The sequence below is a fragment of the Metabacillus sp. GQ13 genome (assembly GCF_059758525.1).
Genome location: NZ_JCAXET010000031.1, coordinates 1 through 23184 on the forward strand (window position 1 = coordinate 1; position 23184 = coordinate 23184).

The 23184-nt window shown below is 34.9% G+C and carries 20 protein-coding genes; 4 read left to right on the top strand and 16 right to left on the bottom strand.

The features are described from left to right. Nucleotides 1-242 precede the first annotated feature (242 nt). From ychF to AC6CHR_RS24120, 5 genes are all read right to left on the bottom strand, one after another. A complete protein-coding gene (gene ychF, locus AC6CHR_RS24100) occupies nucleotides 243-1343 on the bottom strand; it encodes a redox-regulated ATPase YchF (protein WP_498251704.1) in 1101 nt (366 codons plus the stop codon). Between the two features lie 325 nt (nucleotides 1344-1668). Next, nucleotides 1669-3678 (bottom strand): molybdopterin-dependent oxidoreductase, encoded by a 2010-nt coding sequence (locus AC6CHR_RS24105; protein ID WP_498251705.1) that lies wholly within the window; start codon nucleotides 3676-3678, stop codon nucleotides 1669-1671. Between the two features lie 18 nt (nucleotides 3679-3696). After that, the gene (locus AC6CHR_RS24110) at nucleotides 3697-3903 is read right to left on the bottom strand and encodes a DUF951 domain-containing protein (RefSeq protein WP_498251706.1); all 207 of its coding nucleotides are present in this window, start codon (nucleotides 3901-3903) and stop codon (nucleotides 3697-3699) included. Nucleotides 3904-3921: 18 nt separating this feature from the next. Further along, the gene (locus AC6CHR_RS24115; RefSeq protein ID WP_498251727.1) at nucleotides 3922-4791 is read right to left on the bottom strand and encodes a mechanosensitive ion channel family protein; all 870 of its coding nucleotides are present in this window, start codon (nucleotides 4789-4791) and stop codon (nucleotides 3922-3924) included. Between the two features lie 483 nt (nucleotides 4792-5274). Beyond that, on the bottom strand, nucleotides 5275-6270 hold the full coding sequence (locus AC6CHR_RS24120) for a YkvI family membrane protein (protein WP_498251728.1): 996 nt from the start codon (nucleotides 6268-6270) through the stop codon (nucleotides 5275-5277). Nucleotides 6271-6392: 122 nt separating this feature from the next. Here AC6CHR_RS24120 and yyaC point away from each other — a divergent pair, with 122 nt between their 5' ends. Continuing rightward, nucleotides 6393-7028, top strand: coding sequence for a spore protease YyaC (gene yyaC / locus AC6CHR_RS24125; RefSeq protein WP_498251707.1), 636 nt, complete (start codon nucleotides 6393-6395; stop codon nucleotides 7026-7028). A 122-nt stretch (nucleotides 7029-7150) separates the two neighbouring features. On the opposite strand, the gene AC6CHR_RS24130 is transcribed toward yyaC, so the two are convergent. The 11 genes from AC6CHR_RS24130 to rpmH form a co-directional block, all read right to left on the bottom strand. After that, complete coding sequence (locus AC6CHR_RS24130) at nucleotides 7151-7855, bottom strand: DUF554 domain-containing protein (protein ID WP_498251708.1); 705 nt, start codon at nucleotides 7853-7855, stop codon at nucleotides 7151-7153. Nucleotides 7856-8287: 432 nt separating this feature from the next. Continuing rightward, nucleotides 8288-9160, bottom strand: a complete 873-nt coding sequence (locus AC6CHR_RS24135; RefSeq protein ID WP_498251709.1) for a ParB/RepB/Spo0J family partition protein — start codon at nucleotides 9158-9160, stop codon at nucleotides 8288-8290. Beyond that, on the bottom strand, nucleotides 9153-9914 hold the full coding sequence (locus tag AC6CHR_RS24140; protein WP_498251729.1) for a ParA family protein: 762 nt from the start codon (nucleotides 9912-9914) through the stop codon (nucleotides 9153-9155). The genes AC6CHR_RS24135 and AC6CHR_RS24140 overlap by 8 nt, the downstream gene beginning before the upstream one ends. 994 nt (nucleotides 9915-10908) lie before the next feature. Continuing rightward, nucleotides 10909-11784, bottom strand: a complete 876-nt coding sequence (gene noc, locus AC6CHR_RS24145; protein ID WP_498251710.1) for a nucleoid occlusion protein — start codon at nucleotides 11782-11784, stop codon at nucleotides 10909-10911. 104 nt (nucleotides 11785-11888) lie between these two features. Next, the gene (gene rsmG, locus AC6CHR_RS24150) at nucleotides 11889-12605 is read right to left on the bottom strand and encodes a 16S rRNA (guanine(527)-N(7))-methyltransferase RsmG (RefSeq protein WP_498251711.1); all 717 of its coding nucleotides are present in this window, start codon (nucleotides 12603-12605) and stop codon (nucleotides 11889-11891) included. Between the two features lie 70 nt (nucleotides 12606-12675). Next, complete coding sequence (gene mnmG, locus AC6CHR_RS24155) at nucleotides 12676-14565, bottom strand: tRNA uridine-5-carboxymethylaminomethyl(34) synthesis enzyme MnmG (protein WP_498251712.1); 1890 nt, start codon at nucleotides 14563-14565, stop codon at nucleotides 12676-12678. A gap of 144 nt (nucleotides 14566-14709) precedes the next feature. Then, the gene (gene mnmE, locus AC6CHR_RS24160; RefSeq protein ID WP_498251713.1) at nucleotides 14710-16095 is read right to left on the bottom strand and encodes a tRNA uridine-5-carboxymethylaminomethyl(34) synthesis GTPase MnmE; all 1386 of its coding nucleotides are present in this window, start codon (nucleotides 16093-16095) and stop codon (nucleotides 14710-14712) included. Between the two features lie 324 nt (nucleotides 16096-16419). Continuing rightward, nucleotides 16420-17061: an RNA-binding cell elongation regulator Jag/EloR gene (gene jag / locus AC6CHR_RS24165; protein ID WP_498251714.1), complete on the bottom strand. Its 642-nt coding sequence runs from the start codon at nucleotides 17059-17061 to the stop codon at nucleotides 16420-16422. Further along, nucleotides 17058-17831, bottom strand: a complete 774-nt coding sequence (spoIIIJ, locus tag AC6CHR_RS24170; RefSeq protein WP_498251730.1) for a YidC family membrane integrase SpoIIIJ — start codon at nucleotides 17829-17831, stop codon at nucleotides 17058-17060. The genes jag and spoIIIJ overlap by 4 nt, the downstream gene beginning before the upstream one ends. Nucleotides 17832-17988: 157 nt before the next feature. Beyond that, nucleotides 17989-18333: a ribonuclease P protein component gene (rnpA, locus tag AC6CHR_RS24175; RefSeq protein ID WP_498251716.1), complete on the bottom strand. Its 345-nt coding sequence runs from the start codon at nucleotides 18331-18333 to the stop codon at nucleotides 17989-17991. Nucleotides 18334-18644: 311 nt separating this feature from the next. Beyond that, a complete protein-coding gene (gene rpmH / locus AC6CHR_RS24180; RefSeq protein WP_498251717.1) occupies nucleotides 18645-18779 on the bottom strand; it encodes a 50S ribosomal protein L34 in 135 nt (44 codons plus the stop codon). A 1050-nt stretch (nucleotides 18780-19829) separates the two neighbouring features. On the opposite strand from rpmH, the gene dnaA reads away from it, so the two are divergent. The 3 genes from dnaA (at nucleotide 19830) to yaaA (ending at nucleotide 23169) form a co-directional block, all read left to right on the top strand. Then, complete coding sequence (gene dnaA / locus AC6CHR_RS24185) at nucleotides 19830-21179, top strand: chromosomal replication initiator protein DnaA (RefSeq protein ID WP_498251718.1); 1350 nt, start codon at nucleotides 19830-19832, stop codon at nucleotides 21177-21179. Between the two features lie 314 nt (nucleotides 21180-21493). Further along, entirely contained in the window at nucleotides 21494-22630 is a 1137-nt protein-coding gene (dnaN, locus tag AC6CHR_RS24190) for a DNA polymerase III subunit beta (protein ID WP_498251720.1), read from the top strand. A 323-nt stretch (nucleotides 22631-22953) separates the two neighbouring features. Further along, nucleotides 22954-23169, top strand: a complete 216-nt coding sequence (yaaA, locus tag AC6CHR_RS24195; protein ID WP_498251721.1) for a S4 domain-containing protein YaaA — start codon at nucleotides 22954-22956, stop codon at nucleotides 23167-23169. Nucleotides 23170-23184 lie beyond the last annotated feature (15 nt).

The window sequence follows — 23184 nt, forward strand, 5'->3', positions numbered from 1 at the left end:
TACTAATGAAATGAAGGTGTCCTTTCCTTCAATTCATTAGTGGCTTATGACTCGAGGGGCTAGGCTCTGGAGCTAGACACTTCGAAAAGCGGAAGGCGCCTGCTTATCGGCGACAAGCATAAGACAAGCCGGCTGAAAGGTTGCTCTTTAACCTTTTGGACGGGTTGGCTTATGCCTCGAGCCGATGCGCCTGGAGCTAGACACCAAACTAAGTAAAAAAGGATAAATTCTTCAAAATCTAGTTATACATTAAATCTAAAATGAATAACATCGCCATCTTTAACAATATATTCTTTACCTTCTAAACGAACGTTGCCAGCCTCACGTGCGGCACCCATTGTCTTAGCTGATAACAAGTCTTCATATGAAATAATTTCTGCGCGGATAAATCCTCTTTCAAAGTCTGTATGAATAATCCCAGCACATTGAGGTGCTTTCATTCCTTTTTTAAACGTCCAAGCACGAACTTCTTGTTCACCAGCGGTAAAGTATGTCGCCAATCCTAGTAAATGATAAGATGCTTTTATCAATTGATCTAGACCAGACTCTTCAATTCCAAGCTCTTCGAGGAACATTTCCTTTTCTTCCCCTTCAAGCTCAACAATCTCAGATTCGATTTTCGCACAAATAACGATTACTTCAGCATTTTCGCCAGCAGCAAATTCACGTACTTGTTGAACATAAGGGTTATCAGATGATGAGGCAACCTCTTCTTCACTAACGTTAGCTACATATAAAATCGGTTTTGATGTCAACAAATGTAAACCCTTTACGAGTTTGATTTGTTCTTCAGTAAACTCTACAGAACGAGCAGGTTTTTCACTTTCAAACGCTTCTAATAATTTCGCTAATATCTCGTGTTCGTAAACCGCTGTCTTATCTTTTTGTTTTGCAAGCTTAGCTACACGATCAATCCGTTTTTCAACCGTTTCTAAATCCGCTAAAATCAATTCAAGGTTGATTGTTTCAATATCTGAAATCGGGTCAACCTTTCCAGATACATGCGTAATGTTTTCGTCAGCAAAACAACGAACAACATGGCAGATTGCATCTACTTGACGAATGTGTGAAAGGAACTTATTTCCTAGTCCTTCACCCTTACTTGCACCTTTTACAATTCCTGCTATATCAGTAAATTCAAATGCTGTAGGTATTGTTTTTTTAGGTTTAACAAGCTCTGTTAGCTTTTGTAAACGCTCATCTGGAACCTCAACAATCCCAACATTTGGATCAATTGTACAAAATGGATAGTTTGCTGATTCAGCACCAGCTTGTGTAATTGCGTTAAATAATGTCGACTTCCCTACGTTAGGAAGACCTACAATACCAGCAGTTAATGCCATATTCCCACTCCTCTATTTAAAAAAACTATCTAATTCTCACTAGCATTTAATATCTGAAAAAATGAAGGTTCATTGTCCCAAATCATTCAGTCCGAAATCTAACCAATACCCACCAATTATAGATAGTAAATAGATAAAAGACAAGCTAGTCAGCTAATATCTTGAACTAGCCTTCTGATTCTGCTAGGCTCTTTTCTAAAAGTTTATTGGTTTTAAATTAATTATCGTACAATTTAAGTGAATTCAAGAAAAAAGGGTACGGATAGACGCTAAAAGAGACGAAGATTGCTAACATAAAAAAGATAGAGAGACTATATGCCCCTCCCTATTTTTTTGCTTTTTTAATTGTAACTAAGCAATCATATACTACACTGCCTTGTCCATTATCTGAGATTCCATCTGGAGTAAGCAAGTTTACAGAACCACCAAATTTATGCCATTGGCCTTCATCAACGTTAATTGTTCGAGGGTGAGCTCTGTCCATTATCTTAACTTTTCCTTCCAGACGTCCTCTGTCATTATAAATCTCTACCTTTTCACCATCTAATAATTCCTTCTCACTAGCAATGTCTTTTGATACTTCAATTTTCACAACCTGTAAGGCGTCAATAAGTAAATAGTGCTGTGAGTGATTTGATCGTAATGGATGAATTGAAAGCAGCTGGTATGGGTATTTTTCAGCCAATTGACTATTTGAAAGGCTAGACTCTTTTGGAGGGTGATAGCTTGGTTTACCTTGATAACCCTTCGTTTCTGCAAGAGATGATGTAAACTCAAATTTACCACTTGGTGTTAAAAACTGTCCCGTATTCCAAGGAACATCACTCACTGGCAATGGTAGCCTCTTCTCTTGCTTTAATCGTTCAAGCGTTATTCCACCCTTATTTAGAGAAGTGAGTCCCATTTCCAAAAATTCTGTTCGAGAGTAGCTAAAATCTTCTGCAAAACCTAACTTTTCCGCAAGTTGGGTCCATATCCACAAGTCAGACTTTGCCTCTTTAGGAGGTTCAACTAGCTTCTCACCATAATTCACATAGTGATGATACATTGAAGAATAGTAAATATCCTCTTCTTCAAAAACAGTGGTCGTTGGTAACACATAGTCTGCAATTCCGGCTGTATCTGTTAAAAAGTGATCAACAACTACTAGTGTTTCTACAGATTCAAAGGCTTGTTTCACTTTAGATGTATTTGGAACCTGTGATAGCGGGTTTCCACAAGTGACAAAAATCATTTTAATTTCAGGATTCTTTGCCTCTAAAATTTGATTAGCCTGTTCCATCATTGTAAATTCTCTTGATGGTGTTTTTTTATCTGCTAATTTGAGAGCTTGTAAGTTAAAGCTTTTACCTACCTGTAAGTTACCGAAGTTTGCACCCCCTCCAGCTATTCCAACATTTCCACTTATTGCAACAAGCGCATCAATTAAGCGGATCGTATTCCCACCATTTGTATATCTTTGCATCCCTAGGCCTAAAAAGGTGGAGGTTGGTCCATTACTATAAATATCAGCCACATTTTTAATATCTTCATATGCTACTTCAGCCTTTATTAATACATCTTCCATCGGAATACTGTTCAATAATGCGATAAGGTCATTGAAACCACTGGTATGTTTATCAATAAATAGTTGATCATGCTTTTGTTCAGCTATTAAGTACTTCATAATTCCAATTGCCAACAAACCATCCATACCAGGTTTTATCGAAAGATAGGTATTGGCGATTTTAGCTGTTGCATTATAGATGGGATCGATTACAGTGATTGTTGATCCTCTTCTTTTCGCAGCTTGTAGTTGTTGAAAAAGGTGCATATTCGTTCTAGCAACATTTCTTCCCCAAATCACAATATGCTTACTGTTGGATAGATCATCAGGAGCATGACTAAATGAATCACCAAAATCCCATGTTTGTGCCTCTATACCAGAGCCCCAGCAAATACTACCAACTAAACTTGTTACACCACCATAGCTATTAAAAAAGCGCTGATCCAAATTTTTTAACAGCCCATTGTTTGCATAATCATGGCTGTGTAATACTGCAGTTGATCCGTGCTCTTTTTTAACTATCATCATTTTTTCTGCAATTTCATTTAGTGCTTGATCCCATGAAATAGCTTTAAATTCTCCATTTACCTTTTTTAAAGGAGTTGTTAAACGTTCTAGAGAATTAGTCTTTGTTTCTAGCATTCTTCCTCGGCCACAAATTTTCCCTTGAGTGATAGGATGATCTTTATCACCCTCTACCTTTGTCACTTTCCCATTTTCTACCGTGACTTCAAACCCGCAGCTATCCCAACAGTTCAAAGGACATGACGACTTAACTACTTGTTTCATTGCTATATCTCCTACCATTTACTCTGCTGTTTCTTCGTGCTTTATTAGAATTCTTTTCATTTTTCTTGCAAAATCACGTCGAGGAATTAACACACTATGCCCGCAGCCCTCACACTTTATGCGTACATCCATTCCCATTCGAATAATTTTCCAACGATTTGCTCCACATGGATGCTGTTTCTTCATTTCAACAATATCATTTAGGCCAAATTCCTTATCGATCATGTGCAATCTCCTCCAATCTTACCCTAGTTCTTCCTTACGGTTGTACATAACCATTCGTGGGTATGGAATTTCTATTCCATTTTCATCTAAGCTCATTTTTATATCTTTTCTAAGCATTCTTGCTATATGAAAATGACTCATTGGTTTAACTTCACAAACCACCCGTAGAATAACCTCTGATGCTCCTAAAGTTTGAATACCTAATAGTTCAGGTGGACTTACAATCTCTTCATATTTATCTGGAAGTCGTAGTAATAACTCTTGGATTACATGCTCAGCTTCTGGTATATCAGTCTCAAAGGAAATACTTACATCTACAACAGCAATACTATTATGAATTGAGAAATTCGTTACTTCAACAATACTACCATTAGGTAAAATATGAAGTTCCCCTGTCCAATTCTTTACTTTCGTGGTTCTTAATCCTATCTCCTCAACTGTACCTTCAAAACTACCAATACGGACATAATCCCCCACAGAGAACTGATCCTCAAAGATAATGAAAAAGCCTGTAATGATATCCTTCACAAGATTCTGAGCCCCAAATCCTACCGCAAGTCCGATTATTCCGGCACTTGCTAATAATGCTCCTATTTCTAAACCTAATGTTTCTAATACCATAATAATTGCAATAAAATATACAACGTATGTTAATATATTTTCCAGTAATTTAGAAAGTGTATTTTCACGTCTCTCTGAAATACGAATAGGTGATTTCCCTCGAAATAAAAATGCTTTGTTAATAGCAATTTTCCCTATTCGTATGAAAATTGTTGAAACAAACAAAATTAAGATTACTTGTAAAAATCCTTTTCCTAATGCTATCCATAAAACTGCATCTGTAATATATGCTAATACTTCATTCCACATATTTTCAATAAAATTCAAGTTCTCACCTTTTTCTATTTTACTTAATCTCAATTTCATGTTAATTCAATTTTTTATACTGTACGAAGTAATCAATCAGATTTCAACTACTTTGCTAGAAAATAAGCATTTGCAAAAGCAATACCTAAACTATTTTTATAGCTTATTATACGCTATATGTAAATTGATTTCCTTTACTAACCCGTTTTAAATTTTTAAAAATTTGGGTTTTGGATTTAACCTGTATAATTAGAATTATTTTAAAAAATAAAGCGAAGTAATTAAGCGATAAGAGCCCAAATAGCAGGGCATATTACGAAAAACAGCAAAATGCATTTTTTCGTATACCATTTCTATAGACTATCAAGACTTTTAGTTTATTAACAGCCATTTAGTATTTAAAACAGATCATTCAATCACTAATCAAAAAAAAACTATGTATCATCGTAAAAAAGCTGAAACACTATACTCCCTAAAGGAAGATAATGATTCAGCTTACTGTCACTATTTAGTGGTATAACGATTCATCAATGGAAAAAGCAAAATCCTTACTAATAAATACAGATTTATCAATCCATATAAAGGATATAAAATAGCCACTAGATTTGCAAATCCAAAACGAGTAAATGGAATCATTAGCAATACTAGGATTAAAGCCATTAACCAAAAGGGCAAATTCAGATGTTCTTTAAATCGTGAGGCGAGTCCAAAAATCCCCGACACCGCAGTCGTATAAATCGCTAGCCAAAGCATGACAGACATAAATAGGAAAACGGCAAATGGCGATCCTTTTAAAATTGCAAATAATGGGATTTCATATTCTGCTAAATAGTCAGCCATTTGAACCAATGTTTCATTATAAACAAATGATATGGAACCGAGGATAACTCCGCTACCTATACTTGCAATTTTAGCTTCTTTAAGATCTTTTATTTCCTTTCCAACAGCTGATAGTACAGCAATCAACGGTAATATATTCAATGACGTAAAGGTAAATGCTGCTGGCCAATTATACTGCTTCGTCATGTCCAATACCCAAGCATGGTGATTTGAAAAGTTAAATGACAACAATGCATAAAACAACCCTATAACAAGCAATGGAATAATAATTACATTCAGTCTAATAATTCCATTTGTACTGCCTAAAAAAAGGAGGACTAATAGCACAGCAAAGAATAATATCCCCGCCCAATACGGAACTGAAAATGCCTCGAGTGTTGCCCCACCTCCTGCTATCATTACAATTGTTGTTGAAAATAAATACAAGACAATTAAGACATCGTAAACATATGAAAGTTTTCTACCTACTAATCTTTCTAAAACATGAAAGAAATGTTGAGACTTCTCTTCATAGCTAATTTTCATCACAACATATACTGATATAATAAAAACAACTGTAAATATACAAATGGCAAGTCCACTTTCAAATCCGAAAAATTCCCATATCTCCCTTCCTGATGCATACCCTGCCCCAATGATTGTCCCTAAAATTAAAAACATCCACTTTAATCCAGCTTTCACCCTTCACTCACCTCTTAAGGCTGTCCTATTTTATAACGAACATGTATAGAAATGAACTTTCTTCCGTATACTGTTACTACTATGATGTGGGAGTGAAATCTATGAATCTAAAATCAGGACTTTTCCAATCAGATAAAAAGGATAATCGAATTTTCTATGAGGACCAACAAGCCATACAGTTATTATCCGAACATCTTCTCGAAAACCTACCAAAACTTTATATTAAACCCATCGTAATTATTTGCATTGGAACTGATCGGTCTACTGGAGACAGTTTAGGCCCATTGATAGGCTCCAATATACAAGCAGAGTTATCACAATTCCATGTATATGGGACATTGAAGGATCCTGTTCACGCCGTTAATTTAGAAGAAACACTTACCTATATCAAAGAGAAACATAAAAATCCATTTATTATTGCAATAGATGCATGCCTCGGTCGGTTAAAAAGTGTAGGATTTATTCAAGTAGCCGAAGGATCAATTAAACCAGGTGCTGGTGTAAACAAGGAGTTACCAGCTGTTGGAGATATGCATATTACAGGTATTGTCAATGTTAGTGGCTTTATGGAGTTCTTCGTATTACAAAATACTCGTTTGCATCTTGTCATGAGTATGGCTGACATTATTTCCAAAGGTATCATGAAAGCTGAGAAATCACATTGCGAAAAGCGCCTCTCAGTACGGAGAGATTGGTTAAAAAAGCAAGATTCCCTGCTATATACGAATACAGATTAATCTCTTTACCCTGGTTATTAACTCTGTTATCTTCCTCCATGTCTTTAGTTAAGAATTGATACTACTTTTATAAAACACTAGTAAAAAAACACTGCTCACGTACATGCAGTGTTCGGCTAAAGTTATCTCCAGATGTATTGGATAATGATAATACCTGTAACGATTAATATACTTGGCAGCATATTAGCTACTCGAATCTGTTTAATCCCTAACAAATTAATTCCTATCGCTAAAATTAATACACCACCAGTTGCAGTTAACTCAGCAATTAAAAGTTCCAATAATGAGTCTGATAAAAACTGATGGATGCTATCGGAGAATAAAGCAATACCGCCTTGATAAACAAAGACAGGTAAAGCAGAAAATAACACACCGACACCAAGAGTACTTGCTAATACAATGCTTGTAAAGCCGTCAATCATTGATTTTGTTAACAAAATTGAATGATCCTGTCTCAAACCACTATCAAGTGCTCCAACTATTGCCATAGCACCAACAACAAATATTAACGTCGCATTTACAAATCCTTGAGCAATGTTTCCATTTTGAGAGTTACCTATTTTACGCTCAAGCGCATTCCCCATATGATGTAGGTGATCCTCAATCTTTATTAACTCACCTATAACAGTACCTACTACTAAACTAACTATGACGATAAAAAAGTCATTGCTACTCAATGCCATATCAATACCTAAAACGACAACTGATAGACCAATCGTCATCATGACAGTTTGTTTCATTTGTTCAGGTATTTTTCTAAGTAACAAACCGATTAAGGTTCCAATAATAATTCCTAAGGCATTCATAATGCTTCCAAATAAGACCACTCATGATCCACCTTTCTTTTAATAAGGATCTTTTCTATAAGTTTGTTGCTCTAGTACGAATAAAAATCGGCTTTTGGATTTTTATTATCTAAATTGAAGCGATCTCCAGAGGAGATATCAGAGTAATTTAACGAAAAGAGCACGAAGATAGGCTGAATTTGTAAATATTTACTTATTACGAAAAAACCAATCTTTGCGAAAATAGCGTTTCTAAAAGTTTGTCGCATCTTTAACTCTGTTAGATAACTCTTAAGCAAGGTGTTACCTATGTTTGTGGGGATTAATCTTTATCTCATTACATAGGTACCATTTAGCGCTGTATGGATGGAGAACCTTATTTAAGATAAAGGACACACGAAGAAACATCTATAATTCTGCTAATACAGTAAAAAGGACTGACTCTTTAAAAGAGCCAGTCAATAATCAACTATCTTAGGATGATTGTTTCGCTTCTAACAATTCTAAAATCCGATCTAAATCATCCTGAGAGAAAAATTCAATTTCAATTTTCCCCTTTTTCTTTTGTTTTTTGATTGTTACAGATGTTCCAAAATATTCCTGTAAATAAGACTCACGCTCTTTTATAAAAACATCTTTTTCTGGCTTTTTCTTATTTGTTTCACGTGGAACATTATTATTTAATTCTTGAATTAATGCTTCTACTTGACGGACATTTAATTGTTCTTTAATAATTTTATCAACAAGAGGGTTTAACATATCTTTCTTCTTTAAACCTAACAGGGTTCGCCCATGTCCCATTGATAGCTTTCCCTCAGAAATAAGTTGTTGAATCTGTCTCGGTAATGTTAGAAGTCTAACGTGGTTGGCAATATGAGGTCGACTTTTCCCTAAACGTTTTGACAATGCCTCTTGAGTGAAGTTTAAATGTTCCATTAACATCTGATACGCTTGCGCTTCTTCAATTGGTGACAAATCTTCGCGTTGTAAGTTCTCTAATAAGGCTAATTCCATCATTTGCTGCTCAGTTAGATCCCTTATAACCGAAGGAATAGTAAGGAATTCCGCCTCTTTAGCAGCACGAAAACGACGTTCTCCTGCTACAATCTCAAAGCCCTTTATACTTTTCCTTACAATAATAGGTTGGACAATTCCATGCTGTAGGATAGATTCTTTAAGTTCATTAATTGCATCCTCATCAAAGGTTTTTCGAGGTTGGTATGGGTTCGGACGAATATCCTTTAAATCTATCTCTTGGATCGTTTCTTCCTTTGCCACCTTTATATCTGGAAAAAAGGCATTGAGACCTTTTCCTACATTCAACCCTTTACCTAGCCCTCTAGCCATTAACTACCACTTCCTTTGCCAAATCTAAATAAACTTCTGCTCCTCTAGATCTTGGATCATAAATGATAATGGGTTGGCCATGACTTGGTGCTTCACTTAAACGAATATTTCTAGGAATGATCGTTTTATAAACCTTATCCTGAAAGTACTTCTTCACTTCTTCAATAACTTGAATACCGAGATTAGTTCTAGCATCAAGCATTGTTAATAACACACCTTCAATCATTAAATCTGTATTCAAGTGTTTTTGAACAAGACGGACAGTATTTAACAATTGGCTTAAACCTTCTAATGCGTAGTATTCACATTGAACTGGTATTAAAACAGCATCAGATGCTGTTAATGCATTAATCGTAAGTAACCCTAGTGAAGGAGGGCAATCAATGATCATATAATCATAGTGATGTTTAACTGATTCCAATGCCCTTTTCAATCTAACCTCTCTTGAAATAGTTGGCACAAGCTCTATTTCTGCACCTGCTAACTGAATGGTAGCGGGAATAATATCTAAGTTTTCAACTGCAGTTTGTTTGATAACATCCAATACATCAACATCATCTACTAAAATATCATATATGCAATGCTCAACAAGGGCCTTTTCAATTCCAATACCACTTGTTGCATTACCTTGTGGGTCAACATCGACGAGAAGCACTCGTTTACCGATGTATGCTAAGCAAGCACCTAAATTTACTGAAGTAGTTGTTTTACCAACTCCCCCTTTTTGGTTTGCAATGGCAATGATCTTTCCCACGATGTCACCTGCTTTCATTAAACATAAAATCAAATAAGCAAAACGCAAGGCGCCCTCTATCGGCTTATGCGCTAGGAAAAAAGAATTCCATTTTCCCTCGAGTCGATGGTACCTAGAGTTAGACAAAAAACATAGGCTTCATGTGAGAAGACTTTGTTTAAAATATATCTTGGCTTTAAAGCTATATACAAAACGACATTGTATATGCATTTATACCAATAGAGATTAGACATACGGAACAAGTTGTTGTAAAATTTCACTTTTTACATTATACAGTTCAATATAAACCTATTGAATGGATATTCATACTATTAGGCTCTTTTCAAAAAGTTGTGCACGTAAATCAAAAAAACTGACTTTTTGTTTTTTTCTGAATAAATAATGATTCTATATCAGAAAATGACCTATTTATTTAGCAAAGAGAACAGTAATTTTAAAAAAATCACAACAATCTTTGTGAAAACAGCTTTCTATTATTTTATCACGAAACAACTAGAAAGGTTTAAAATTTTTCTAAATCTAGTATTTTAGTATTTTCAATATGCTAATTTACTTATTTAAAGATAAAGTTGTTCTGGCAAAAGATTGTTGTTTTTCCGTTATAAGCACTTCTTAGTTACTTAGCTTGTCTTCATGCTCTATTCGTTAAATTCCTCAGACATTTTCTTGTGAAATAGCTACTAGGCAACAAACCTTTAGAAAAGAGCCTAGGAAAAAATGTTCATTTAATGCGCTAAACTAAATGACTACAGTTTTTTGATCCTATCAAATTATCTATGCTGTAGCTTAATTATCACAGATCTAATGTATAATCTAACCCAAAAAAGGCACACCTAAAAATAGGCTGCCTCTTTAACTATATATAAATGAAACCATTATAAATGTAGTAAAAAAATGAAGATATAAAATAATTAGGCAAATATAAAATGTTTGTCTTCCAAGTTTTTTACACTTAATTACCTTGACCACTCTATCAGAAAGTCGCAATTTTTATTTACTTTGGAATCTTAATCGTTAACTGAATATATTCCTCAAATTCTTCTTCTTCTGTATTTAATTTAACCCCAGTATCCTCTACCATTGATAGGGATTGGCGAATTGTATTCATTGCGATTCTCGTATCTCTGCTAAAAGCTTTTCGCTTTGGCTTCGGTTTCACGTTATTCTTTTCGAGCAACTTGACTACTCGGTCTTCTGTTTGTTTAACATTAAGATGCTTCTCGATAATTTCTTCTAAGAGCTTCGCTTGCAGTTCAGGACTCTTTAAAGGTATAAGTGCACGTGCATGGCGCTCCGTAATTACCTTTTGAAGTAGGGCATCCTGTACATCTTGAGGGAGTTTTAATAACCGTAGTTTATTAGCAATTGTTGATTGCCCTTTACCTAAACGCTGGGCAAGAGCCTCTTGTGTAAGGTTATGCAATTCAAGTAACTTTGCATATGCTACAGCTTCTTCTATCGAAGACAGCTCTTCCCTTTGAAGGTTCTCGATTAAAGCAACACTTGCTGTTTCTGTATCATTAAAATCCTTTACAATTGCCGGTATTTCTCCCCAACCTAAAGTCTGCACAGCACGCCAGCGTCTCTCACCAGCGATGATTTCAAATTTACCATCTATTTCTCGAACTACGATAGGCTGGATAATCCCATGAGTTCGAATTGTTAATGCTAATTCTTCAATTTTATCATTAGAAAACACGGTTCGTGGTTGGAAGCGATTAGGAACAATATCCTCGATTAGGATTTTCTTAACCTCTTCTCTCTGTTGTGGTTCTTCCACTATAGCCTCTTCTAGTACAACTTCATCAACGACGTCTTGTTCCGCCTCTTTTTCTCCTAATCCAAAAAAACGAGAAAATGGATGCTTCATGAACTACACCACCTTTAAAAACTACCAATAGTAATATTCTCTTTTTCTATCATTATTTCCTGCAAAATACTTAAAAGTCCTAGTAAATGTTTCACATGAAACATTTACTCAATCGGAAGCTTATTTGGAGTTCCGGGTTTTCTAGGATATTTTTTAGGGGTTACTTTTACTTTTTCAATGATTAAAACAGTTCGTTCACTATTTTCCATAGGTAGTTCAAATGAATGGACCTCTTGAACTTTACCACCTAAAACTTGAAGAGCCTTTTCACCTGCTTCTAACTCTTCTTTTGCTGCTGCAGCTTTCATAGCAATAAAGTATCCATTCTTTTTTACTAGTGGTATACATAACTCACTTAAAACTGAAAGCCTCGCAACTGCCCTAGCAGTAACTACGTCAAATGTTTCTCTATGCTCTTTATTTTGGCCAAATGTTTCAGCACGGTCATGAAAGAGTCTTACATTTTTTAACCCTAATTCATTCGTTAGGTGAGATAGGAAGTTAATTCTTTTTTGCAAGGAATCAACTATTGAAATGTGTATATCCGGAAAACAAATGTTTATCGGGATACTAGGAAATCCAGCACCTGCTCCAACATCACATAGAGAAATTGGTTTTGTAAAATCAAAATAAAATGCAGCCGATATTGAATCATAAAAGTGTTTTAAATAAACTTCTTTTTTATCCGTTATCGATGTCAAATTCATTTTTTCATTCCATTCAACCAATAAATTGAAGTATTTATCAAATTGTTCCATTTGTAGCGAAGAAAGAATAATCCCCTTCTTTGCAAGGCTTGACTGAAATAAAGTAGTATCCATTTTAAAACCTCTTTACTTATTGATTGATTGTTTTATCAGTAATTATTAAAAATCATTTATCAAGAAGAGCCTATTGATTAGAAACACGTGCAATTCTACCCTGCTCAAGGTACACCAACAAGATTGAAACATCTGCCGGATTTACTCCCGCTATTCGCGATGCTTGGGCAACAGATAAAGGTAAAACTGCTTTTAGCTTTTGGCGGGCTTCAGTTGCTAATCCGTTAATAGCATCGTAATCAATATTTTCTGGGATTTTTTTATTCTCCATTTTTTTCAATTTCTCTACTTGCTGGAGTGATTTTTCAATATATCCTTCGTACTTTATTTGGATCTCAACCTGTTCTGCAACATCGGCATCGATTTCACAGTCTGCAGGTACAAGTTGTTTGATATGATGATAAGTCATCTCTGGGCGTTTTAAAAGGTCTGATGCCCTAATACCATCCTTTAGCTCGCTTCCACCGACAGAGCCAATAAGATTCTGTGTTTCTTTGTTCGGTTTAATAATAATTGATGTCAACCGTTCTCTTTCTTGTTCAATTGCATGTCTTTTTATCTTGAACTTTTCAAAACGATCATCTGAAATTAAACCTATATTTTTACCCACTTCTGTTAGTCGTAAATCAGCATTATCATGTCTTAATAATAAACGGTATTCAGCCCTTGAAGTTAATAAGCGGTACGGTTCGCTTGTTCCCTTTGTTACTAAGTCATCAATTAGAACACCTATGTATGCATCTGATCGACTTAAAATAACCTCTTCTCTTTCTAGTGCTTTTCGCGCTGCATTTATACCAGCCATTATACCCTGTCCTGCAGCTTCTTCATATCCTGATGTCCCATTAATTTGCCCAGCTGTAAATAAAGATGGGATATTTTTAGTTTCAAGAGTAGGCCATAGTTGAGTTGGCACAATTGCATCATATTCAATTGCATAGCCCGCTCTCATCATTTCAGCCTTTTCTAGACCTGGTATTGTTCGCAGGATTTGATGTTGCACTTCTTCAGGTAAACTAGTTGAAAGTCCCTGAACATAAACTTCTTGAGTATTTCGTCCTTCTGGTTCTAAAAATACTTGATGTCTAGGTTTATCATTAAAACGAACAACTTTATCTTCAATTGATGGACAATAACGGGGACCTGTCCCTTTAATCATTCCTGAATACATAGGTGAACGGTGCAAGTTGTTATCGATAATTTTATGTGTTTCTTCTCCGGTGTATGTTAACCAACATGGAAGCTGGTCTGTAATAAAATGGGTTGTTTCATATGAAAATGCACGTGGAACATCATCACCTGGTTGTATTTCAGTCTTGCTGTAATCGATCGTTTGTCCATTGACACGTGGTGGAGTCCCGGTCTTAAATCTTACTAAGTCAAAACCTAATTCTTGCAAGTGCTCAGACAACTTGATTGAAGGTTGCTGATTATTTGGTCCACTAGAGTATTTTAGGTCACCTAAGATGATTTCTCCTCTTAAGAAGGTACCTGTAGTTAGCACAACTGATTTTGCAGAATACTGTGCACCAGTTTGAGTAACGACACCTCTACAGATTCCGTCCTCTATGACTAATCGGTCAACCATACCTTGAAGTAAGTTCAAATTCTTTTCATTTTCTAATGTTTTTTTCATTTCATGCTGATAAGCAAATTTGTCAGCCTGTGCACGTAATGCTCTAACAGCAGGTCCTTTACCCGTATTCAACATTCTCATTTGAATATGAGTTTTATCGATATTTTTACCCATTTCTCCGCCTAAAGCATCGATCTCTCTTACAACAATTCCTTTTGCGGGCCCGCCAACAGACGGATTACAAGGCATAAATGCAACCATATCTAAATTGATTGTGATAACAAGAGTTTTAGCTCCCATTCTTGCAGATGCAAGCGCGGATTCACAACCCGCATGTCCTGCACCTACTACTATCACATCATAGTCTCCGGCATGATAAGACATCAATGACCCTCCTTTTTTAACGATATTTTTATACTGCTTTGTTTAAAAGTTCGTTCCTACTAGTTTCAAACTCTAAGGTTAGCTTTTACCTCTAACCATAGGATTATTTCCGAAACAGGGCTAACCAATGCACACTACCTCTAATTATTTCCCTAAGCAAAATTGTGAAAATAATTGATCAATTAAGCTTTCATGTACTGCATCACCTATTATTTCCCCAAGCTGTTCCCAACAACGTGTAAAATCAATTTGTACGATATCAATCGGAACTCCCGCTTCAATTCCTGCTAATGCATCAGTTATGGATGTCCGTGCAGCTGTTAACAATCCTATATGTCTTGAATTTGATACATATGTCAAGTCACTACTGTGTACATTTCCTTCGAAAAACAAGGAACTTATTGCTTCTTCTAATTCATCTATTCCTTTTTCCTCTAACAATGAGGTTGTAACGACTGGTCTGCCAAGGGCGTGCTCCTTCACCAGATCAAGATCGATTCTTTTTTCAAGATCTGTTTTGTTGACGATGATGATAATGTCCATTCCTTTTACAACCTCAAAAAGTTGGATATCTTCATGTGTTAGTTCTTCATGATAATTTAAAACAAGGAGGATAAGCTCAGCTTCCTTTAATACCTTTCTTGAACGTTCAACCCCAATTCGTTCAACAATATCCTCTGTCTCACGGATTCCTGCTGTATCTACTAATCGAAGTGGTACCCCACGAACATTGACATATTCCTCAATTACATCTCTTGTCGTTCCAGGAACATCCGTAACAATCGCTTTATTTTCATGTACTAAGCTATTTAACAAAGATGATTTCCCAACGTTTGGTCTACCAATGATAACTGTCGATAGGCCTTCTCTTAGAATTTTTCCCTGCTGTGATGTCTGTAGGATCTTATCAATTTCATTTTTGACTAAAGTTGCCTTTTCTATCAACATACTATGGGTCATTTCTTCAACATCATCATACTCGGGGTAATCTATATTAACCTCAACATGTGCTAATGTCTCTAGGATTTCCTGTCTTAATCTTTGTACGAGTTTAGAAAGCTTCCCTTCCATTTGACCTAAAGCGACATTCATTGCCCGGTCCGTTTTTGCGCGAATCAAATCCATTACAGCCTCTGCTTGAGATAAATCAATACGACCATTTAAAAACGCACGTTTTGTAAACTCTCCAGGTTCTGCAAGTCGTGCACCACTTTGCACGACTAATTGTAAAACTCTATTAACGGTAACTAATCCACCATGACAATTTATTTCTACAACATTTTCTCTTGTAAATGTCTTTGGCCCCTTCATTAGGGATAGCATAACTTCCTCCACAACAGAGCCTGTTGTTGGATCTATTATATGACCGTAATGAATAGTATGGGAGTCAACTTCGGTTAGCCGTTTATTTGAAGGTGTTTTAAAAAGTTTATCCGCAATCTCAATTGCTTCTTCTCCACTTAATCTGACAATCGCTATTGCCCCTTCACCTAAAGGAGTGGAAATTGCCGCTATTGTATCTAACTCCATTTTTTACGATCACCTCTCTATATTCCGTTCATCTATATCTAAACTAGCAATTATCCAATTTGGTTTAGTAACTTTTGCTACTTCTCCATCTGGTTCTACTGGCTCTATTTATTTATCTCCTATCTTCAAACCAAAATTTAAAGATAGCATATTTTAAATTCTTACGAAAGTATTATCCTCTTTGTTATCCACAACATATTATCCTCTACCTATTCCTTTATTCATTTTAACTTATCCACATGTTAATAACAATATTTCCTACTACTTACTGTCTCCATTCTTTTTACTAAAAATATAAAATATCAGTGACAGTAAAAAAAAAGACTAACTCATCTTTGAGTTAGTCTTAGATTTTACCGAAATAACTAAATGGCGATTTGGTTCTTCACCAACAGAATATGTTTTAATTTCTTTGAATTGTGTTAAAGCTGCATGAATAATTTTCCGTTCATAAGCTGGCATCGGTTCTAAGGAAACACTATTATTAGTCCTGATCGCTTGTCTTGCTAAACGAGCAGCTAATTGTTTAAGAGTGTTTTTTCTTCTCTCACGGTAATTTTCAGCATCAATGACAATTTGTAAGTAAAAATTCGAGTATCGATTAGCAACTAACTGTGTTAAATATTGGAGGGAATTTAACGTTTGCCCTCGCTTGCCAATTAAAACAGCCATCTTTTCGCCAGATAATTGAAATAAAACAGTTTTACCAGTTTGTTTTATTTCAATTTGTGCTTCAATTCCCATCTTTTTTACCACATTTGTAAGAAAAGTTGCTGCTTCCTTTATTGGATCTTGTCTATGTTTTACTAGAACGCTAGCAGGTCTTTTCCCAAAATAACCGAAGAATCCCTTTTTTCCCTCATCTAAAATCGTGATTTCTACTTCTTCTTTTGATACCTCTAATTGTCTTAGCGCTTCATCTACTGCTTCATTGACGGTAAGTCCAATAGCAGTTACCTCTCTCACTTCTTATTTCCCCCATCTTTTAAAGCCTTTAAGTCTGGGCCTTTTACAAAATATGTTTGAATAATCATGAATAGGTTACCTACTACCCAATACAATGATAGTGCTGCCGGGAAAGTAATTGCAAAAACTACGATCATAATTGGCATGATCCAGAGCATCATCGCCATTTGTGGATTTTGATTAGCATTACCTGCCATCATCATCTTTTGCTGAACAAACGTTGTAATCCCAGCTACGATTGGCAGAATATAATACGGATCCTTTTCTCCTAAATCAAACCAAAGGAAGCTATGGTTAGCGATCTCTTCTGTTCTCATAATTGCATGATAGAAACCAATTAAAATTGGCATTTGAATAATTAATGGGAAACATCCAGCAAGTGGATTAACTCCATGCTTTTGGAACAAAGCCATTGTTTCTTGCTGTAATTTTTGTTGGGTTTGTTGATCTTTTGAACTATATTTTTCTTTTAACTCTTTCATTTCAGGTTGAATTGCTTGCATTGCTTTCGAGCTCTTTGTTTGTTTAATCATTAGCGGTAATATTGCTAGACGAATGATAAGTGTTACTAATACAATAGCAATTCCGTAGTTATCACCAGTAATTTCTGCGAAATATGTAATAACTTGTGATAATGGATAGACAATATACGAATTCCAAAATCCTTCGCTTTCTGATGTAATCGGTACATTGACCTGTGTACATCCACTTAGAAGAGCTAAAACACTTATTAACCCTACTACTAAAAGTATACGCCTCTTCAAACCTATTTTCCTCCTAACAAATAATAGATACTATATGTACGTTAAAGAAAAGGAAAAGTTACACATAATATTCTTCACATAATTAATATTTTAGCACTATTATCTTAATTTTTCCTTTATATTATAAAGATTTCGCTAGGATCTTTTCTTCATTTTTCTACAATTATCTAGGCTGATAGAGCTTTGCCTTCCGAAAAAGATGATTCAAACTACTTTTCACTTCGTGGTATCCCATTTCAGCTGCTGGCTTTCTTGCGATAATGATAAATTCTTTACCACTTACGATTTTACTTTTTTCTTCTAAAAATACCTGTCGAATTAATCGCTTAACTCGATTCCTGGTAACAGCATTACCAATTTTTTTACTGACAGATAGACCGATACGAAATTCCCGTTCTTCTGGTTTATGTAACATATAAATAACAAATTGTCTGTTTGCGATCGATTTCCCCTGTTTAAAGACAAGTTGGAATTCCTTATTTTTTTTAATTCTATATTTCCTTCTCATATTGTTTCACTCCGGTATGTTCTGCATTAAAACAAACAGAATTCTCACCATCATTATATCTGAAATAAAAACGATTTAAACAAAGTTCTAAAGTATAGTTTCCACATAGTTGAAAACTATAAAGCTAACCAATGATTAAATCGCTTTTCACTTCTGCATTTTCCACTAAAAGATTTGGTGGTTTTCTTAATTAGTAAAGAATCTTTTCTAATAAAGAAGATTCTTTTACTAAATGAATGCTCCACACAAAACCCTATGGACTATGTGTGAAAACAGACTTAGTAAAAAAAGACCACTGATTTGTCAGTGGCCTATGCTGATAATACTTTTCTTCCTCTGCGACGACGGCGAGCAAGAACTTTACGTCCATTAGCTGAGCTCATACGGCTGCGGAAACCATGAACTTTACTGCGTTTACGATTATTTGGTTGATACGTACGTTTCATATATGACACCTCCCTGAGGAATAACGGTTAAAGACAGTCCTACTAATTATAGTGACCGATAGTATGAATTGTCAACCATTCCTTTATCTTTTCATAAGTAAATATTGTTTTAATAAGTATTTTTCTCAAAGACTGGTTGCTCAATAATTAAACAAATGTCCATTTATATTTTCATGATAAACAATATCCTCTAGTCCCCCTTTGAAGGAATGCAGTTATTAAGGAAGATCCTACCGAATAATAAATGCTATTTTCACATCTATTGTTTTTTTAAAACCTTTCTTGTTAATAAAAGCGTAAGTCGTCTTCTTAATTAGTAAAAAATAGTAGCATCAACTGAAAGGTTGCTCTTTAACCTTCTGGACGGATTGTCATATTGACTTAGGCAAATAGAACATACTTAGCCTGTCTTCGAGGTATTGCCTTTTAACTATCTACTAGTTTATACGAAAAATCCAATGACCAATTTTTTAGAAAGTTTAACCTAGTTAAAACAGCTTCAGTTAGAATTTTGTCGTTTTTCGACATACACTATTTATATTGTCGTAACCCCTTATTCTAGCCATTACCTGAATTTTAACTTTAAACACTCCAATTTCGAATAAAAAATTCTATTCCTTGCAAATAAGGATTGTGGATAACATTTCGACATGTTTTTTAGTATCCACACAAGTTATCGACAAGTTTTTCACGTTTTCCCATACTGTGGACAATTATCATCAACAAAAGAACAATAGTGTGGATAAGTTTCTAAAAACCATTGCAACTCCTGCTTTATTCTGATATCATATTTGTGTTTTCACTCTTAATAATATTACATTTAAAAATACGTTATCCACAGACTGTGTATAACATGTGGATAGCTTATTAACAGCTTGTGTAAAATGTTGTCCACAATTCAAGAGTTTTGTCGAAAAGACGTTTTCCTACTATATTATATGTTTATCCACATTTTTCGACTATCGTATGTTTATACATGTCCATTCATGTGTTGTACAAAAGATATACAAACAATGAAAGAGCTTGAATAAAGGAGGGACAGACCATTACATGGAGAATATTTCCGAACTTTGGAGCAAAGCTTTAGAGGAGATAGAAAAGAAAATTAGTAAGCCTAGCTATGAAACATGGCTTAAATCAACTAAAGCACACGGAATTAAAGGTGATACCTTAACCATAACCGCTCCAAATGAGTTTGCCAGGGATTGGTTAGAATCACGCTATTTACATTTAATTGCTGATACCATCTACCGATTAACTGGAGAAGAGTTTGTCATTAAATTTATTATCCCCCAAAATCAAAAGGATGATCAATTTATTGCGAACTCTCCAACCAGACAAATAGATAATAACGATGACCATATTGAATTACCGCAAAGTATGTTGAATCCTAAATATACATTTGACACATTTGTCATTGGATCTGGAAACCGATTTGCTCATGCTGCTTCATTAGCTGTTGCAGAGGCACCCGCAAAAGCATATAATCCTCTATTTATTTATGGGGGAGTTGGTTTAGGTAAAACCCATCTAATGCATGCGATTGGTCACTATGTTATAAACCATAATCCATCTGCAAAAGTTGTTTATCTTTCCTCTGAAAAGTTTACAAATGAATTCATAAATTCAATTCGAGATAATAAAGCTGTTGATTTTAGAAATAGATATCGAAGTGTTGATGTACTACTAATTGATGATATTCAGTTCTTAGCTGGAAAAGAATCAACTCAAGAGGAATTTTTTCATACGTTTAATACTTTACATGAGGAAAGTAAGCAAATTATTATCTCTAGTGACAGGCCACCAAAGGAAATACCAACCCTTGAAGACAGGCTTCGTTCACGATTTGAGTGGGGATTAATTACGGATATTACTCCACCAGATCTAGAAACTAGAATTGCAATACTACGAAAAAAGGCGAAAGCTGAAGGTTTAGATATCCCTAATGAAGTCATGCTATATATTGCAAATCAAATTGATTCGAATATTCGCGAGTTAGAGGGCGCACTCATTCGTGTTGTTGCCTATTCATCACTTATTAATAAAGATATCAATGCTGATTTAGCAGCTGAAGCCCTAAAGGATATCATTCCTAATTCAAAACCAAAGATTATTGCTATTAGTGATATACAACGAATTGTTGGCCAAGAATTCCAAGTGAAATTAGAGGACTTTAAGGCGAAAAAACGGACAAAATCTGTTGCATTCCCAAGGCAAATTGCTATGTATTTATCTCGAGAGTTAACAGATTCATCTCTTCCTAAAATTGGCGAAGAGTTTGGTGGACGTGATCATACAACTGTTATTCATGCTCACGAAAAAATCTCAAGACTGCTTCAGACTGATGATCAACTAAAAAGGCAGATTAAGGACATAACTGGAATTATCAGAGGTAACTAATGTCTTTGTACCAATAGAAACCTTTTATTTGCTTTTTACTAAGGGCGAGTTGCTTTTGCTTAATAAAAAATTGACTTTGTTATTTTTATCGTATTACAATCATTTTGAAAATCAGACTTTTACTAACCTGAATACTGTGAATAACTACAACAGACATATACACAGTCTGTCCACATGTGGATAGGCTGTGTTTCCTTTCGTTTTTAGTGGTTATCCACATTTCCACAGGCCCTACTAGTACTTCTACTATTCTTTTTATAAATATATTATATAATTAGACCAAAAATATTTAGAAAAAAGGGAGGAATTCTTCCATGAAATTTATAATCCATAAAGACAGACTAGTTCAAGGTGTTCAAGACGTAATGAAGGCCGTTTCTTCTAGAACAACTATTCCCATTTTGACAGGTATAAAAATTGTTGCACATACAGAGGGTGTTACATTAACTGGTAGTGATTCAGATATCTCGATCGAATCATTTATTCCAACTGAAGAAAATGGCGTTGAAATTGTTGAAATCCAACAAGCAGGTAGTATTGTATTACAAGCAAGGTTTTTCAGTGAAATTGTTAAGAAATTGCCTAAAGAAATTGTTGAAATAGAAGTAGGTAATCATCATTCAACGATCATTCGTTCAGGAAAAGCTGAGTTTAGCCTAAACGGACAAGATGCTGAGGAATATCCTCATTTGCCACAAATCGAGGAAGAAAATCCATTTAAAATTCCTACAGATTTATTAAAAGCGATGATTCGACAAACAGTTTTTGCTGTTTCAACATCAGAAACACGACCTATTCTAACGGGTGTAAATTGGAAGTTAGAAAATAGAGAATTAGTATGTATTGCTACAGACAGTCATCGTTTAGCTTTAAGAAAAGCGATGATAGATACAGAAAATCAAAATTCTTATAATGTTGTTATTCCTGGTAAAAGCCTAAGTGAATTAAGTAAAATCCTTGATGACACTAGCGATTTAGTAGAAATCGTGATCACTGAAAATCAAGTATTATTTAAGGCGAAAAATATCCTATTTTTCTCAAGATTGTTAGAAGGAAATTATCCTGATACATCAAGATTGATTCCATCAGAAAGCAAAACAAACTTAACAATTAATTCTAAAGATTTCTTACAGGCTATTGATCGTGCGTCATTACTAGCAAAGGAAGCTAGAAATAATGTGGTTAAGTTCTCCACTTTTACAAATAGTATGGTCGAAATTTCATCTAATTCTCCAGAAATAGGTAAGGTAAGTGAAGAAATTCAAGCAGTAGAGATTTCAGGTGAAGAATTAAAAATTTCATTCAGTGCAAAATATGTAATGGATGCCTTAAAAGCTCTTGAAGGAACAGAAATTAAAGTTACCTTTACAGGGGCTATGAGACCTTTTGTTATCAAAACAACAAATGATGATTCGATGCTTCAACTAATCCTTCCGGTAAGAACGTATTAAATTCAATTTAAAGAGACTGACTTTGTCAGCCTCTTTCTTTTTTTTGTGGTGAAAGTTGTATAAATAAAACTTAATGAATAGTAGATTTTATTAGTGGTTTAGATCACTATTGTGCTTGGATTTCGCTTTTAATTTCTTGCAAAATCTTTGCTACATAAGGATTCATATGAGAGGTATGGGTATAAAGAACTACCGTTACGTAAGTGGGTTAATTTTGTATGCGTGGAGTAGACACTTAAAGTAAAATGTACCGCTAGTTGTATTTCTAGGTAATTATTTAGTATTATAATAAGTTAGAGACTATCGAAGAAAGGTGGTTCATCATGGCGAAGCCAGTAAAGATTGAAACAGAATATATTACATTAGGACAATTTTTGAAATTAGCCGATGTCATACAAACGGGCGGAATGGCGAAGTGGTTTTTAGACGAGTATGAAATTTTTGTGAATAAAGAGCCTGAAAATCGTCGCGGTAAGAAGTTAAGGGATGGCGATACAATATATATTCCTGACTTTGGCACATATATTGTGAAAAATTAAAGTTGGTGGGCGAAA

Coding starts and splice junctions, on each gene's coding strand:
- AC6CHR_RS24135 (WP_498251709.1), bottom strand. CDS start 9,160: ATGGCTAGAGGGCTAGGTAAAGGGTTGAATGTAGGAAAAGGTCTCAAT.
- rnpA (WP_498251716.1), bottom strand. CDS start 18,333: ATGAGAAGGAAATATAGAATTAAAAAAAATAAGGAATTCCAACTTGTC.
- noc (WP_498251710.1), bottom strand. CDS start 11,784: ATGAAGCATCCATTTTCTCGTTTTTTTGGATTAGGAGAAAAAGAGGCG.
- yyaC (WP_498251707.1), top strand. CDS start 6,393: ATGAATCTAAAATCAGGACTTTTCCAATCAGATAAAAAGGATAATCGA.
- rpmH (WP_498251717.1), bottom strand. CDS start 18,779: ATGAAACGTACGTATCAACCAAATAATCGTAAACGCAGTAAAGTTCAT.
- rsmG (WP_498251711.1), bottom strand. CDS start 12,605: ATGGATACTACTTTATTTCAGTCAAGCCTTGCAAAGAAGGGGATTATT.
- AC6CHR_RS24105 (WP_498251705.1), bottom strand. CDS start 3,678: ATGAAACAAGTAGTTAAGTCGTCATGTCCTTTGAACTGTTGGGATAGC.
- AC6CHR_RS24120 (WP_498251728.1), bottom strand. CDS start 6,270: ATGTTTTTAATTTTAGGGACAATCATTGGGGCAGGGTATGCATCAGGA.
- mnmG (WP_498251712.1), bottom strand. CDS start 14,565: ATGTCTTATCATGCCGGAGACTATGATGTGATAGTAGTAGGTGCAGGA.
- yaaA (WP_498251721.1), top strand. CDS start 22,954: ATGGCGAAGCCAGTAAAGATTGAAACAGAATATATTACATTAGGACAA.
- AC6CHR_RS24110 (WP_498251706.1), bottom strand. CDS start 3,903: ATGATCGATAAGGAATTTGGCCTAAATGATATTGTTGAAATGAAGAAA.
- dnaN (WP_498251720.1), top strand. CDS start 21,494: ATGAAATTTATAATCCATAAAGACAGACTAGTTCAAGGTGTTCAAGAC.
- mnmE (WP_498251713.1), bottom strand. CDS start 16,095: ATGGAGTTAGATACAATAGCGGCAATTTCCACTCCTTTAGGTGAAGGG.
- dnaA (WP_498251718.1), top strand. CDS start 19,830: ATGGAGAATATTTCCGAACTTTGGAGCAAAGCTTTAGAGGAGATAGAA.
- ychF (WP_498251704.1), bottom strand. CDS start 1,343: ATGGCATTAACTGCTGGTATTGTAGGTCTTCCTAACGTAGGGAAGTCG.